11 protein-coding genes are annotated in these 14,786 nt (G+C 58.2%); 6 read left to right on the forward strand and 5 right to left on the reverse strand.

Annotated elements, in window-relative coordinates:
* The first annotated feature begins 281 nt into the window (after window positions 1-281).
* The 3 genes from repA (at window position 282) to repC (ending at window position 3,942) form a co-directional block, all read left to right on the forward strand.
* Window positions 282-1,505: a plasmid partitioning protein RepA gene (repA, locus tag QRN60_RS21000; protein WP_162686299.1), complete on the forward strand. Its 1,224-nt coding sequence runs from the start codon at window positions 282-284 to the stop codon at window positions 1,503-1,505.
* Complete coding sequence (repB, locus tag QRN60_RS21005; protein ID WP_111785294.1) at window positions 1,502-2,530, forward strand: plasmid partitioning protein RepB; 1,029 nt, start codon at window positions 1,502-1,504, stop codon at window positions 2,528-2,530. Before repA ends, repB begins: the two co-directional genes overlap by 4 nt.
* A 197-nt stretch (window positions 2,531-2,727) precedes the next feature.
* The gene (repC, locus tag QRN60_RS21010; RefSeq protein WP_111785295.1) at window positions 2,728-3,942 is read left to right on the forward strand and encodes a plasmid replication protein RepC; all 1,215 of its coding nucleotides are present in this window, start codon (window positions 2,728-2,730) and stop codon (window positions 3,940-3,942) included.
* Window positions 3,943-4,910: 968 nt separating this feature from the next.
* On the opposite strand, the gene QRN60_RS21015 is transcribed toward repC, so the two are convergent.
* Genes QRN60_RS21015 through QRN60_RS21030 form a run of 4 tightly spaced genes read right to left on the reverse strand, consistent with a single transcriptional unit; the run spans window position 4,911 to window position 9,512 of the window.
* Window positions 4,911-6,038: an NAD(P)/FAD-dependent oxidoreductase gene (locus QRN60_RS21015; RefSeq protein WP_111817886.1), complete on the reverse strand. Its 1,128-nt coding sequence runs from the start codon at window positions 6,036-6,038 to the stop codon at window positions 4,911-4,913.
* A 44-nt stretch (window positions 6,039-6,082) separates the two neighbouring features.
* The gene (locus QRN60_RS21020) at window positions 6,083-7,090 is read right to left on the reverse strand and encodes a Gfo/Idh/MocA family protein (protein ID WP_284766594.1); all 1,008 of its coding nucleotides are present in this window, start codon (window positions 7,088-7,090) and stop codon (window positions 6,083-6,085) included.
* 19 nt (window positions 7,091-7,109) lie between these two features.
* Window positions 7,110-8,618: an amino acid ABC transporter permease/ATP-binding protein gene (locus QRN60_RS21025; RefSeq protein ID WP_060723580.1), complete on the reverse strand. Its 1,509-nt coding sequence runs from the start codon at window positions 8,616-8,618 to the stop codon at window positions 7,110-7,112.
* Window positions 8,619-8,678: 60 nt separating this feature from the next.
* Entirely contained in the window at window positions 8,679-9,512 is an 834-nt protein-coding gene (locus QRN60_RS21030) for an ABC transporter substrate-binding protein (protein ID WP_087747355.1), read from the reverse strand.
* 228 nt (window positions 9,513-9,740) lie between these two features.
* Here QRN60_RS21030 and QRN60_RS21035 point away from each other — a divergent pair, with 228 nt between their 5' ends.
* Entirely contained in the window at window positions 9,741-10,805 is a 1,065-nt protein-coding gene (locus tag QRN60_RS21035; RefSeq protein WP_111785298.1) for a LacI family DNA-binding transcriptional regulator, read from the forward strand.
* Between the two features lie 679 nt (window positions 10,806-11,484).
* On the opposite strand, the gene QRN60_RS21045 is transcribed toward QRN60_RS21035, so the two are convergent.
* A complete protein-coding gene (locus QRN60_RS21045; protein WP_236760599.1) occupies window positions 11,485-11,976 on the reverse strand; it encodes a DUF72 domain-containing protein in 492 nt (163 codons plus the stop codon).
* Between the two features lie 762 nt (window positions 11,977-12,738).
* Here QRN60_RS21045 and QRN60_RS21050 point away from each other — a divergent pair.
* Window positions 12,739-13,191 (forward strand): hypothetical protein, encoded by a 453-nt coding sequence (locus tag QRN60_RS21050; protein ID WP_111785299.1) that lies wholly within the window; start codon window positions 12,739-12,741, stop codon window positions 13,189-13,191.
* 797 nt (window positions 13,192-13,988) lie between these two features.
* Window positions 13,989-14,246 (forward strand): hypothetical protein, encoded by a 258-nt coding sequence (locus tag QRN60_RS21055; RefSeq protein ID WP_020808218.1) that lies wholly within the window; start codon window positions 13,989-13,991, stop codon window positions 14,244-14,246.
* Window positions 14,247-14,786 lie beyond the last annotated feature (540 nt).

Below are 14,786 nucleotides of genomic sequence, written 5' to 3' on the forward strand. Positions count from 1 at the left end.
CGGCCCTGGGAGGCTGTACAGAGATCCCGGACCGGTTCCAAACGGCGGGCGCTTGCATAGTTGACCCTGGGCCGAACGACAATCAAAGCTGCCCGTATTAAAGTGTTAAGGCATTGGAAAGCCAATAAAATAACGTAATAGCAGCGCCGCCTTTGTTCAGGACGTACGTGGTTACGTTAAGAGTTCATTAACTTTTAATCTCTGGACGCGACGCGAGAATCGTGTTGTACCTTTGGCGGGCTTTGGGCGGCAAACCGAACTTTGTCCGCCAAGGGGGCGATATGGCGATAGCGAACAAGATTGAAGCAACAATTGCTCGGAAGGAAGATGCAGGCGGCAAGATTGCCCGCCATGCAAGCCTTTTGTCGCAGCAGTTGCAGGAACTGCGCACACGCATGTATCCGCCGAAGTCGGAGAAAAGCCTGCGCCCCTTCCTGACCAATGAAGTTTCAAAGCTGACGTCCATACCTGATTCCACCCTGAAACTCTTGTCGAGTGAAGGGCGTGGCCCGAATCCCGGACGTCTGGAAAACAATCATCGGGTCTACACCCTGGCCCAGATCAACGAGTTGCGGGAACTCTTCGCTAGCCAGAAGCCGGCAGACGCGTTGAGATTCCTACCGAGGCGCCGCGAGGGAGAACACCTCCAGGTCGTGGCCATTGCCAACTTCAAGGGTGGCAGTGCCAAGACCACGACCTGTGTTCACCTTGCACACTATCTCGCCTTGCAGGGCTATCGTGTCCTTGCACTTGATCTCGATCCGCAGGCCTCGCTTTCTGCTCTTTTCGGTGCGCAGCCCGAGTTTGACGTCGGCGCCAACGAGACCATCTATGCGGCGTTGCGCTATGACGACGCCGAGCGTCGATCGATCCGCGACATTATTCGCAAGACCTATTTCGACGGCATCGACCTGATCCCGGGCAACCTCGAGCTCATGGAATATGAGCACGAGACGCCAAGGGTACTGGCGCAGAAATCCGGTTCTGGGGCAATTTTCTTCGAGCGACTGAAGCTGGCGCTGGCCGAGGTCGATCGGGATTATGACGTGGTTATCCTCGATACGCCGCCGTCCCTCGGATTCCTGACGCTCAGCGCAATCTACGCTGCCACAAGCATGATCATCACCGTCCATCCGGCGATGCTTGACGTGGCTTCCATGAGCCAGTTCCTGTTGATGATGGGAGACCTGATCAGCGTGCTGAATGAAAACGGCGCGCAACTCGATCAGGATTTCATTCGCTATCTCGTCACCCGTCATGATCCCAACGATGCGCCCCAGTCTCAGGTTGTCGCCATGATGCGCCATCTGTTTGGTACCGATGTGCTTCTTCCAACCCTGATCGAAAGCACAGCCGTCGAGGCAGCGGGACTTGCAAAACGCTCCATCTACGAACTCGAAATGGGCCAGATCGGCCGTGACACACACAAGCGAGCCCGCGAGGCGGTCGACGCCGTCAATGAAGCCATTGTGAAACTGATCAACACCAGTTGGGGGCGCACATGACCAGCAAGTCATCGCGTAAATCCATCGTAGCAAATTTTGGGTTGCTCTCTGCGGAACTGGAAAACCGGCTGTCGACGGAGAACCCTGCCGCCGCTCCCCAACCCGGTCCATCCGCTCGTGTCGGTGCGGGTGTGATTGGTGCGGCGCACCGGGCGATCGACGACATCAAATCGGAACGCGATCGCCTGAAGGCGCTGGTCGAGGCCGGCGGAGGCGCCATCCGTGAACTCGATACGTCCAAAATCGATCCCTCGCCCTTTCCCGATCGTCTTCCTGACGATGATGCCTCCGATTTCGAGGCGTTCAGGAATTCAATCCGCTCCGAAGGCCAAAAGGTTCCCATCCAGGTCCGAAAATCACCGTCCTCACCTGACCGCTATCAGGTGATCTACGGCCACCGCCGGCTCCAGGCCGCCCGGGACCTCGGAATTCCGGTTAAGGCGATCGAGGTAGAGATTTCGGACGTTGAACTGGTCATCGCACAGGGCATTGAAAACGCCGATCGCCAGGATCTGACCTGGATTGAGCGCGCCCTGTTTGCCCGCCGTATGGACGATGCCAATGTGAAGCCTCGCGATATCAAGGCTGCCCTGTCCATCGACGATCCTGAACTGGCACGCATGCGGTCCGTTTACCGCGCCGTCCCGTCCGGAATCATCGAAGCAATCGGGCGGGCGGCGAAGGTTGGCCGTCCGAGATGGGCCGACTTTGCAAAGGCTTTTTCCGAAAGGCCGGATCTGCACGATGCAGTGAGCAAGGCTTTATCCGTCAGCGCCGAAAAGCGCCTGGGATCAGACCAGAAGTTTCTGGCAGCATTTAATGCTCTGAAACCGAAAGCTCCCTTGAAGGAGACTGGCAAAGTCATTGCTGGCCCCGCAGGCGAGCAACTGGGCAGGCTTGTGCGTACGGCCAAGGAGGTTCGTATTTCAGCGTACACGCCGGCCTCGGTGGAATTCCTGAGCTTTATTGAATCAGAGTTGCCAGCGCTGGCCGAGCGCTTCAGTCGTGAGAAATCGAAGAACTGATCGAAACCGCAAGCGGATTTTGGCACGAATTAAGGAAGGAAAGCGCGCAAAAGAAAAAGGCCCCCGAAACGTTGCCGTCATGGAAGCCCTTCTCGTTGTGTGAGAGCTTGAGAATCGCATTTCCATGAAACCTAGTCAAGAGTCTTTGGCGCCGTTTCGGTGAGCGTTCTTCTTTTGCCTTTTTGAGAGGCGAAGACATGGAAGGTGGACAAGTGACGACGCCCTTTGGGCGACGACAGGTTACCCTTGCGCTTGTGAGGCGGCAGATCGCCACCAGCAGGATCGAGGAAGGTAAATCGGCAAACAAGTGGAAGGTTTTCCGCGACGCATCGGAAGCTCGGGAGGTGCTTGGTCTGCAGGATCGCAGCCTCGCGGTTCTCGACGCGCTCTTGAGCTTCTATCCTGAGAACGAACTGCGCCAGGACGCGCAACTCATCGTCTTTCCCTCGAACATTCAGCTGTCAATTCGTGCACATGGCATTGCGGGCGCTACCTTGCGTCGGCATCTTGCGCTCCTCGTCGAGGCCGGCTTGATCATCCGCAAGGATAGCGCCAACGGTAAACGCTATGCCAGAAAAGATAACGATGGATCGATCGAACACGCCTTCGGTTTCGACATATCGCCGCTTCTTATGCGCGCTGAGGAGCTTGCATGCCTCGCCCAGCAGGTTGCGGCCGATCGAATTGCCTTTAGACGGGCAAAGGAAAACCTGACAATCTGCCGGCGTGATATCCGCAAGCTCATCACGGCAGCTGTTGAAGAAGGGGCTGCAGGCGATTGGGACGAAATCGAGGAACGCTATATTGCTCTCGTGAGAGAAATCCCGCGCAGCCCCAGCCTGGCTGAACTTGGCGATCTCGGAGTCAGGATGAGCAGTTTGCGTGAGGATATCGTCAAACTCCTGAATTCCGGAGACTTTTCATCAAAAATGAACACCAGTGATGCCCAAATTGAGCGGCACATACAGAATTCAAATACCAACCCTCCTAATGAACTTGAACCAAGCTCTCGAAACGAGCTGGAAGCGAAGCCGAGTGAAAATGGGCGGGCCGTGCATGTGCCGATAAAGGCTTTCCCGATTGGACTTGTCTTGCGTGCTTGCCCGGAAATTTCGAACTATGGGCCTGGAGGGGAGATCAGAAACTGGCGGGAGCTTATGACGGCTGCCGTGGCGGTTCGATCAATGTTGGGTGTCAGCCCGTCGGCATATCAGGAGGCCTGTGAGGTGATGGGTCCGGAAAATGCGGCGGTGACCATCGCTTGCATTCTTGAGCGCGGCGGTCACATCAACTCAGCGGGCGGATATCTGCGGGATTTGACAAGCAAGGCGAAGCGCGGTGAATTTTCACTTGGTCCGGTCCTTATGGCTCTGCTGCGTGCCGGCGGCCACAACGTCAAAGCCGCTGGGTGATATTGGGCTCGCACAGGTGATACCTCCAGGGCGCTCTTAGCTAGTGGTTGGTAACGTTGACCAAAGTGGCGAGGCGTTTACACGGCAAAAGACGCTGCCCTACCCTGCCGTGGATTGCCGCTACGTTCGTTTGCCCGACCTTGCGAATGATGAGATATGGCCACCATGGTCCGTCAACACTGAACCTCTTCTGAACCCAGCGCGAAGATTGAAGATCGGCTGGTTGCATCTGGGTCGTCATCCGGTCGACGTTGCGCCATTCAAGATCGGCGCGAAAAGCCTGATACAGTCGTCGACTCGTCGATACGCTTCCTTGTCTGGGAATTCGTAAGGGACTTCGAGGCCCAGAGCAGCGCCGCAGAGACTCACCCAATCAGCGAGGCAAGGATTGCTCGGGCTGTGCCGGTTATCTTCGTCGTCACTTGCCGAACCGTCACGCCGGGCTACAATGGCGTCATGCTTGACTGGTGCTTTCAAGTATTTGGAAACCGGGGAGCATTTGCTCTGGTGGCATCCAAACGATCGCAAACGCCATCCTGTCTGGAACGAAAACGGGAAAATGGGCAACAGCTACATCGGAGCGCTCGGAGAATCCCCGAGGCGACAACGTGGTTCAGGATTCCGATGGTGTGCTGGTCTCGGGCCGAACGATGCATGTGGCAGAGATACGCTTGACGGGCTGGTTTTGCGCAGCAGGTTCGCACTCGGTCTGTATACCACCGAGAAGGGACACAGATGCCAGACGAGATCGGGCTTGGACTCATGATGTACTGCCACTCTGAGTTCAGTTATCTTGCCAAGTTACTTTCATCCTTTTATTTCGACGTCATAACCAGTCCTCGTCCGGCCGATAACTGGTAAGTGGCTTGCTCCCTTACCTTCCGAAACACAATTCTGCAGCGCCTTGCGGCAAAGTATGCCCGCCACGATCGGACGGGCTTACCTTCCATAGGTTTTCCCGATGCTGGTTATTTCGAGAAACGCTCCGGTCGGAAGGTCGCGAGCATGGGATGTTCGGTTCCAGTGGCAATCTCGAAAGCAAGCAACTCGCCCACGATCAGGCCAAGCGTTGCACCGCTGTGGCTGAACGCGACATAATAACCGGGGATGGCTCCGATGGCTCCAATTACTGGCTCGCCGTCTCCCGGAATCGGTTTTCCACCGACGCTGATCGAAGCGACTTCGAGTCGCGGATTGCCCTCCAACACCTTGGCAGCCTCCGTCAGAAGTTCGGCAACAATTTCGTCATCGATCTCACAAGTGCCGTCGGCGCGCACTGTCACGCCCTCCTCTGCTGCCCAGTCAGCATCCAGCGAAAAAGTACCGCCCGGCGCTGGTCGGATAGCGACACGTGGCGTGTTGAGGACAGCACGCAGGGGATGGGCGATCGGCTTGGTCTGCACGAGAAGGGCGATCGGGGTCCCGTCCCCGATGGTCTGTCCGCTTTCTGCAGCCATCTTTGGCACGGCCGGCCCGGTGGCGAGCACGACAGCGTCCGCCCGATGGAGGTAACCTTTTGCGGTTTCGGCGCCAACGGCACGACCACCCTCGATCACGACCCGCGCAGCCCCCTGGTCCGTCACCAGAACGCCCCCGAGCTCGGAAAATTCCTTGAGAAGCACACCGATCAGTGTCGGCAGATCGACCCAGCCCTCCCCGGCATTGAAGATCGCACCCTGCGGGGTGATTGCGCCTGCGTCGAGACCCGGCGCGACACGGGCGACTTCGGCTGCGGAAAGCCGCTGCGCGTCATAGGCGAGTGAAACCTCGTGGCGATAGGCCGCGTCGATCTCGTTGCGCTCGTCATCCGCATCCCAGGTCAGGCCGCCATCGAAGCGCAGCCATTCCGCATCCGGGTTCTGTGCCGCGAGCGTGCGATAACGGTCGATGCCGGCCATACGCAGCCGATGATAGGGTTCAGAGCGCATGCGCGCCGAGTTCAGCCAGGAGAGCGAGCGGCCGGAAGCACCGTTGGCGGGCGGGCCATCATTGAGGATCGTGACCTGGATGCCGCGCCGCGCAAGCTGCACGCCGGTGGAAACGCCGAAGATACCGGCACCGATGATGACGGCCGAAGAGATGGTGTTGTCGGTCATGGGGTTGGCTTTCAATCAATTGTCATACGGATTGGGTGAAGCGATCAGGGTTCTTCCCAGTGGCCGCTGGTGGTGGAGCGGAAAAGTGCGTCGATCGCCTTCATGTTCGCGATCGCATCGCCAAGCCCTGTCTCGAGTGGCTTGCCGGAGAGAACGGCCTCGGCAAATGCATCGACCTGTTCGCGATACTGATCGACCGGCCCTATCGTAATTTCCTCGCGCCCACCGCCGGCCAGATCGCGGCCATCGTCGAAGATGAGGATGGTCGGCTCATCGGCCGGTGCATTGAAGGGAATGGAGATTTCCAGACGCCCGCGCGTTCCAAGCACCGTAACCTTCTGCGTGAGGGAGAGTTGCGTGGAACAGATGAAGGCAAGCTGCCTTCCCTCCGGAAACGCCAGCAGCCCGCTCGTCAGCCGGTCGGTGCCGAAGACGGGATCGCGCTCCATGAGCGCGATCGCCCGCACCGGTTCCGCGTCGAACAGGAAACGGGCCGTATTGATGGCATAACAACCGACATCGAACAGACCGCCGCCGCCAATATCCACCTGATTGCGCACATTTGCGGGGTCATCGAGATAATAGGAAAAGATCGTCTGGATGGCTCTGACCTCGCCGAGGCGCCCCTCGGCGATCATCGCGCGCACCTTCTTCCATTGCGGATGGTGGCGCACCATAAAGGCTTCCGCGACCGGCAGGCCCGCCACTTTTTGTGCGGCCGCCAGTTCCATCGCCTGCGCAGCATCAAGAGCGATCGGCTTCTCGCAGAGGACGGGTTTGCCCTGTGCCAGCGCCTTGATCGTCAGGGGCACATGCAGGTGATTGGGCAAAGGGTTGTAGATTGCGTCTATTTCCGGATCGGCAAGCAGATCCTCGTAGCTGCCATAGGATTTGGCGATGCCGAAGCGGGCCGCCATTTCCTTCGCCTTGGCGGCATCGCGCGAGGCGATTGCCGCAACGCGCCCCAGGCGGCTGGACTGAATGGCGGGAATGACCGCCTTGGCGGCGATGCCCGCGCAACCGAGCACGCCCCATCGTATCGTTCGTGTCATCTTTTTCTCCTCTCGACGCTCAGAGCACTTCCGCAAGGAAACGCTGAAGACGCGGACTCTGCGGATTGTCGAATATCGCCTCCGGCGTGCCGGCTTCCACCACGCGACCCTCGTCCATAAAGACGACCTGATCGGCCACCCGGCGGGCAAAACCCATTTCATGCGTGACGACGACCATGGTCATGCCGCGCGTGCCGAGTTCTGCCATCAAGTTGAGCACGCCCTTGACCAATTCCGGATCGAGCGCACTCGTCACCTCATCGAAGAGGATGACTTCCGGTTCCATCGCAAGCGCACGGGCAATGGCGACGCGCTGCTGCTGCCCGCCGGAAAGACCGCCGGGACGGTGATGCTGGCGGCTCGCAAGACCAACATCGGCAAGCCTTGCCTTGGCAATGCGCTCGGCCTCGGCTGCCGGCAGCCCCTTGATCTTCGTCAGTGACAGCATGACGTTTTCCAGCGCCGTGTGATCCGGAAAGAGGTTGAAATGCTGGAAGACCATGCCGACCCGGCGGCGCAGCGTTTCCGGCTTCATGGCGAGAATGCTTTCACCATCGATGAGAATATCGCCGCTCTTCGGCTCGACCAGACGGTTTAGCCCACGCAACAGGGTCGACTTGCCGGAACCGGACGGGCCGATGATGCAGGTGACGCTGCCCGGTTTCACCGAGAGGTCGACACCCTTCAGCACGTCTAGATCGCCATAGGCCATGCCGAGACGGCGCACGTCGAGGCTGCCGCCCTTGAAGGAGACACCGGTGGCGCGGGCTGCACTGTCGAGTTCACTAACCTCCTCCAGCCCACTGGTGATGGTCGAGGGGCGCTGCTTGCCAATCCGCAGGCGATTGTCGATCGCATTGACGACATGGGTGAGCGGCACGGTGACGATGAGATAAAATACGCCCGCCAGCAGCAGCGGTGAAAGATTGCCCGTCACCACCGCCTGATCCTGTCCTACGCGAAAAATCTCACGCTCGGAGGCCAGAAGCCCAAGGAAATAGACAAGGCTCGAATCCTTGACGTTGCCGATGAACTGGTTGACGAGGGCCGGCAGCACACGCCGCACGCCCTGCGGCACGACGATAAGGCGCATGCCCTGGCCGTAGCTCATCGACAGCGCCCGGCAGGCCTCCATCTGGCCACGGTCGACGCTCTGGATACCAGAGCGGAAAATTTCACCGATATAGGCGCCGGCAATCAGGCTGAGTGCCATAATGCCGAGTGGATAAGGCGACGGGCCAAAGAGTTCGCGGCCGATGCGGGCAAAGCCCTGACCGATCAGGAGGATTGTAACGATGGCCGGCAGGCCGCGGAAAATATCGGTATAAAGGCGGGCGGGGATGCGCAGCCAGGGCGAGCGGGAAATGCCCATGATGGCGAGCATCATGCCGATGGCGACGCCAAGCACCGTCGAGGTCGCAGCCAGGATCAGCGTATTCTTCAGGCCAACCGTGATCATGGTCGGCAGCACTTCGGCCATGGCGTTCCAGTCGAGGAAGCTGCGGCGCAGGTTTTCAAGCCAGTTCATCAGGATATCCCTTGAAAGAAAGGCCGGTCCGACCGGTAAGGGCCGGACCGGAAGGCGGCATCACTGCTTGGGAAGATATGCCTGCGGCATCGGCGTGCCGGGGAACCATTTTTCGTGCAGCTTTTTCCAGGTGCCGTCCTGCATGGCCTCTTTCAGGCTCTTGTTGAGCGCCTCGCGCAATGCATCGTTACCCTTGCGGATGACGAAGCCGGCCGGTGCATCGAAGCTCGGAATATTGACTGCAACCTTCAGCGCCGGGTAACGGGCGGAATAGTCCTTTGCCGCCTCGAAATCGAGGAAATGGGCATCGACCGTGCCGTTGTTGAGGGCGGAAACGGCAGAGTTGTTGTCCGGGAACTTCACGAGATCGGTGCCGGCAAAGTTCTTTTCGGCATAGATTTCCTGCAGCGTGCCCTGCACGACACCGAGACGCTTGCCCTTGAGGCCCGCTGCATCGGTGATGCCGGCCTCCGAAGTAAGGACGCTCAGGAAACCTGCGAGATAACCATCGGAGAAATCAACGGTCTCCTTGCGCTTGGCCGTCGTGCCGATTGCGGCGGCTGCAACATCGAAGCGGCCGTTGGCGACCGAGGGCATCAGGGCCGAGAATTCCTGGCCGGTGAAGACCACCTGCTCCTTCTTGAAGCCAAGGCGTCCGGCGACATTGAGGAAAAGCTCGATGTCGAAGCCGGTAAAGTTACCGTCGGCGGTGGTGAAGGCATAGGGCTTGGCATCGCCCATCGTGCCGACACTGATGGTGGCGGGATCAATGAGGCCAAGCGGATTGTCGGCAAGTGCCGGCGTCGCCGCGCCTGCAAGGACACCGAGCGTGACCGCGATGGCGGTGGCGCGGATTTTGGCAAAGGGGCAAGTGAAGGCTTCGGTAAATCGCATTGGTTTCGTCTCCTCTGGTGTCGTTGTCTGCGATGTATTCAAGGCGCACGGGTCCCATCCGGACGGCGGCATGACCTCACCAGCCCGGCCCATGCAGTTCGCATGTCGGAAGTCTTTTTCTTTAAATGAGACCGGTCTCAATTGGATATGAGACCGGTCTCTTTTGATTTTGACAATTGTTATCTTCGCGTTTGCCAGTCGTCAAGTTCTCTTGTAAGCCTATCGTTTATGGACAAGAGCCTATCAAAAACTCCTTCCGTGACCGTGGCTGACGTTGCGCGCAGCGCGGGCGTCTCAAAGGCCACCGCAGCACGTGTGCTCGGCGGCTACGGAACCGTTAGCGACCGGGTGCGTGAGGCCGTCACAGCCGCCGCAGCTTTCCTGGATTATCGTCCCAATGAGCTTGCCCGCAGCATGACGACGGGCCGCTCCGGCACAATTGGTGTCGTGGTGGGCGATATCGAAAACCCGTTCTTCAGCCTTGGCGTTCGCGGTATCACGGATGTCGCCCGACAAGCGGGATTTACTGTCATCCTCATCAATTCGGGTGAAGATGTTTTGGTCGAAAAAGCGGCCATCCGTAACTTGCTTGCCAGGCGTGTAGACGGCTTCATCGTTTCTCCAGCTAAGGAAAATGATGTCGAGCACCTGCACGAGGTTATTCGTTCAGGATTGCCGCTAGCCCTGCTTGATCGTGGGAGTGACACCCTCGAAGTGGACACGGTCCTTGCAGATGACCGTCATGCTGCAGAGAACGTCACTCGCCGACTGATCGGGCTTGGCCACCGGCGCATTGCCTATATCACCGCCTGCGACACGCCAGATCATTGCTTTCACACGTCAAAGGACATCAACACCGGCTCAGTCCGGCGTCGTATCGAGGGATATCTTGATGCCTGCCGTAAGGCGGGCCTCCCGGGCATGGAGAAATGGGTGAAGGTTGGCGCTGTGACGCCGGAACGCACACACGGGATAGTCACCGAAATGCTCCAATCGCCAAACCGTCCGACCGCGATTATCGCATCAGACAGCATCATCGGTATCGAGGTATTCAAGGCTCATCGCGATTTGGGAGTAAATATTCCGGGCGATGTGTCATTGGTGTCGTTCCACGATGCAGACTGGACATCCGTAACCACGCCTCCGATAACCGTTGTTAGGCAGCCCGTGTATGAACTGGGAGCGAGTGCGGCCAAACTTCTTGTGGATCGGTTGAATGGCGGAGATCAAGCTGCCCGCAAAGTTGTCCTGAAAACCGAAGTCGTTGAGCGCGCCTCAATACAGGCCGTTTAATATTCGCTGCCTGGACCGTTTTTTGCTATCCGCCGTGCCCCTCCCCCTTGGGAGCTCCATCAAGTTCGTCGTGTCGGGTCCATCCGGGATCGGCAGCTTAAACTGCGTCCTGTTTCGTTTCCTGGAGAGACTTGAGCGCCGCATCACAGCGGGGATTGGAAGCGAAGCGCTCCGTGTTGGGAATCTCAAAAGTTTGAAAAAGACCGCTTTTCAAGGCGAGGCCAAACTTGAGGCAGTCGAAAGGGAAAAAGAGAACGGGCCAGCCGTGGCGTCATACGGCAAGTGCCCCGGAAGACAATACCCGGGTCCTGGTGACGAGCCGCCCCTTGGAGGAGGGGCCAGCACAGTCGGAGCTCATATATTGGACCGATGGCGAACCGCTTGGAACAGACGGCTGGTGAGCTTCGATCTCTTCACCAGGCCAGATAATCGTATACGCGGAACCGGAATTGAAGGTTGCCATTACCGGCGGCTGGCGCGCTTGGGCCCTCGGCTGGCTCCCCGTGAGAGCGGGAGGATGACCGCGAGCTTTTTGGTGCCGGGAAGTGATGCTTCGCATTGCAACGGATTTGCGGAAACTCTGTACTTAATGATCAAGCACGTGAGGTCTCCCCTCCCCTCCCCTCCCCTCCCCTCCCCTCCCCTCTTCCGCGGAAACGGCATCGCAAGTGTGCCTGCCTCATCCCGGTGTCTTTCGCACAGGATGGCCTGCGGGCATGCATTTCATCGTTAGAGCATTTTCGATCGCCGCACTCGAGGCGGTGTTGTCGGAGACGCACCAGCCCTCAGGCGCCACGAGTTTGGAAAAGAATCTGATCTCATCGTCACCATAGGCGTAATAGTAGCTTTCAGGATTTCCGTGTAGACGAACACATCGTGGGGGCTCGCTGAAGGTTTCGGCAGGCCACACGGGCGCGGGATCGGCGAAAACGTGGTCAATCTTGTGTGTCTCCAGCAGATCAGCTGCCTCTTGCGACGACCAGCTTCGGTGTCGAGCTTCAATGATAATCTTGCCTTTATCGGCCACAAGCATTGTCCTGAGTGCGTGATCCAACGTTCGGACATCGAAAGTCAACGATGGCGGAAGTTGATACAAGAGCGGTCCGCGCTTTTGGCCTGGTGGCCCAGGGTCGTCTGTGAGAGTCTCAAACGGTTCTGAGATGTCCTTCATTACGCGCAGATGCGAAATCTCTCTGGGCACCTTTGCGGAGGATTGAAAGGTCCGGGCACAGCGTCAGCCCGTCGGGCTAAAGTCGACGCTTTGTGCGGACGGTAGAAAGTGGAGCTGATTTCGACGCCGTCAAGGTTGCAGGCGTACCGTTGAAGAGCTGCCCCCTCCCCCGGGAACCTTTCCGCCGCCTTCCTGGGTATGAACCAGGCTGCCGTAGCGACTGCGATTGTCAGCAAATCGCGTCTTCTCTGCCTTGCGTTGCTGGGTCCAGTTCAACTGATGAGGAGCCTAGGCTCAGCTCGAAATCAGTTTCAGCTATGTTCACTTGGAAACCTTGTCAGCTGACAAGGTTCCACCGCGGTAATCTGGTCCCTAAGTCAGGTGGATTATTAAAATGTCGCGTCACTAGGAATCGGTGGATGCTTCGATCCGGAAAAACCTTGTCAGCTGACAAGGTTTTAGTGCTGCGCATTTCCCGCATCCGATCTGCGACCGCCACCGTCTATGGCAGGGGGTCATGGCAGACCGGCGTGCCGCCCGCCATTTATCACTTTATTTCCTGTTACGCAGCCATCCTTGGCAGCCAACCGTTCTCGAATGTAAAGATGGCGCCGAGCAGGCAGGCGTAGTTTATCTCTCACGAGGATGAGCAACAACAACTCGTGGCGGTTATGCCGGTGCGTGAACTTTGGGCCACACTGGAACATTTCGGCAAGGTCCATGATTTGAAAGGCAGGTGAAGCCGTGAAGGGAGAGGATGTCATGTCTAACGCGAAATCAACGGGCGGTGAGCGTATCGAAAACACCGGCACGACCGATAACCGCCTTGGCTATTCGGTTAAAAGCCGGGCCCAGTTTGACAATGCAACCGAGATAGCGCGCAGAACGGACATCGATGAAAGCCTCAACGTTTATCGTCTTGAACCTATCGCTGCACCGGACGACCCACGTTGGCAGAATGCCCCCGCCCCCGGAACCGTCGTTGTCGCCGCACGGACTGCGGGCGACGCAAGAGGTGTCGCCGCAGGTGCCGAACTGGATTTTATGGAAGTCGACTCGCTTCTCGCAGAAGACGTTTTGACGTTGAATGCGAGTGCCTTCAGAAATGAGAAGCTCTATACGGTGATTGAGGTGGAACACGGCAGACAAGGTTTGTTGAGTGGAGTGATGGACGGCGAAGTCCGTGTCGATACCATCAAATCAACGCAGCTCTGAGGCATTCCCACGCTGAGGGCGGGGAAATGCGCCGGCCCCACCGCTTTCATTGGCGCCTCAAGGCCGTGATCCAGCAGCTTTCAGTGATCGCTGCTCTGCCCCAGCGCATTGAGGCACCCCGCTCCTGTCTCGGTTGGATGGCTGTTGCCTCGATCGGTGGGGCAATTGTTTGGCACCATTGGCACCGCTGCGGTCCGCCGCAGGGTTAGATATGACCGATGACGTACGATGCGAATTTTTCGCCTTTTCGAGACGGTTGCGGTCGAAGCCGTCCGGAATGGGAAGGAGAGGATCACCTTGCACAGTTTCGACGGTGACAACCTTCTCCTGCCGCTTGGTGCGGATGGCGCGTCGCATTGAAGGGTGCCTGCAGCGACCTGTCCGGCTCCCTGCCGTCGCCCCACGACCATTTGAGGATGAATTTCTCGGTTGTTGGCGTTGGCGGATGGCGAGCCATTACTCCAGCCCGCTCCGACAGGTTGAGAACTGGATATGCGGCGCTTCGGGAGCCTCGAAGCCGCATCTCCTTAGCCATGACGTCCCAACCGAACAGTCCGCAACCCGTTTAGGGGCGCTTGCCTGTCGCCTGAGGCACGCAGATGTGGAGCAACTGTCTCTGCCAAATACCGGGTGCAGCAGGGCGTCATTCGTGAGCGATCCCGTGCATTGAGGCACTTGTCCGGCATGCCTGGACGAGGATGCCGAGGAGGGGAGGGATCACTGCTGCCGACGGTCCTGGGCATGCGTAGAAGTCGTGGTCTGCCCCCGGCACGAGACTGGCCTCGAGATCAACTGCGATGATTGTTTCCGCAGTGGACTGTTTCAGTTCCGGTTTACGTCTGATGGCGTCGCAGACTGTTTTGCTGCAACTGCGATGCGGTTGTCTCGGCGCGATCACAGACTTGCTGCAGACCGCCTCCTTGAGGGGCGAGGCCATCGGCAAGGGCGGGTCGGAGTTTGAACGAATCGAGACGGCAAGCCGCTTCCTCTGGTTACGAGGTCAGGAAGGCATGCCATACATCGCCACGCTTGGTCTACCACTGCCTTATGGGTAACGGCCACTGGCCACTGCAGGTACCGCAACGTTGATCAGCCTTCGACCGGCATGGCGAGGCGTGACTATAACGGCCATTGCAGACCTTATCTTTGAGGACATTTGCAATACGGCTCGACTCTCTGCCTCTGTTCGCGAGGCTTATTTGCAATTCGAGCGTGGATCAGTCCCTGATATCATCATGTGTCTCTACCAACTCGGGCGGCGTCAGTCCCCAATCTCCGTGCTGAAACCGAGTATCGGCAGTTGGCCCGCGGCATTGTCGACAGCCAAGACTGGCTGGGCACCGCTGGTCTGAGCGGCCGGCGAATTTCTGCCTGCCGGATTCGAGGTAAGGTTCCTGAGAGAGTCCGATGGAATCGTCGCCAAAGATTTCTCCTTTACTGTCGGCAGCTGCTGTTGATCAAACGCTTTCCGTCCTTCAAAACATGCGCGATTGACCGCATCTTCGAATCGCGTGCATCGTCGGAGCAGTCCAACCGTTATTTGACGACTGAAATGGTCGATTGAACGATCCTGCAGGACGGCGGGTTTATTTTGG

It is taken from the genome of Agrobacterium sp. CFBP2214 (genome assembly GCF_030209895.1).
Taxonomy (GTDB): Bacteria; Pseudomonadota; Alphaproteobacteria; order Rhizobiales; family Rhizobiaceae; genus Agrobacterium; species Agrobacterium radiobacter.